At 73.9% G+C, this 704-nt stretch carries 1 protein-coding gene; it reads left to right on the plus strand.

The window, feature by feature from the left end; translation table 11 throughout:
* Positions 1–704 (plus strand): nucleoside hydrolase (locus tag UN64_RS21890; RefSeq protein ID WP_077365993.1); only part of this gene is annotated, 704 nt, incomplete at both ends.

Genomic DNA, 704 nt, shown 5'->3' on the forward strand with positions numbered 1-704 from the left:
GGAGACCCACGGTGACGGCGGTCTCGGCCATGCCCGGATCGATCGGCGCCCCGAGCGGCTCTCGCCCCGGCCCGCCGTGGAGGTGTGGCTGGACGAGCTGCGGGCCCACCCCGGGGAGACGACGATCCTCTGCACCGCACCGCTGACGAACCTGGCCCTCGCGCTGCGCGTCGAGCCGCGCCTGCCGTTCCTCGCCCGCGGCGTCGTGATCATGGGCGGCTCCTTCTATCATCCGGGCAACACCACGCCCACCGCCGAGTGGAACACCTGGGTGGACCCGGACGCCGCGAAGGAGGTGTTCACGGCCTTCGAGGGCCTGCCCGAGGATCGCCTGCCGGTGGTCTGCGGGCTCGAGACCACGGAGCGGATCGAGTACACGCCGGCCCTGCTGGACGGCCTCCTGGCCGACGCCGGGGCCCGCCCCGTCGGCTGGTCCGCGGCCCGACCGCGGGTCGCCGGGCCGGACCCCGCGACCGGCAGCCCCGTCCTGGACGTGCTCGCCGACGCGCTGCGCTTCTACTTCGAGTTCCACCACGACTACGACCAGGGTTACATCGCCCACCTGCACGACCTCTTCGCCGCCCAGGTGGCCGCGGGCCAGGCCCGCATCACCACGCGGGCCACCGTCGTCGACGTCGAGGCGGACTCGGAACTGTTGCGCGGCACCACCGTCCACGACACGCGGGACATCTGGGGCAGGCGCC

The organism is Fictibacillus arsenicus, assembly GCF_001999465.1.
GTDB lineage: Bacteria > Bacillota > Bacilli > Bacillales > Fictibacillaceae > Fictibacillus > Fictibacillus arsenicus.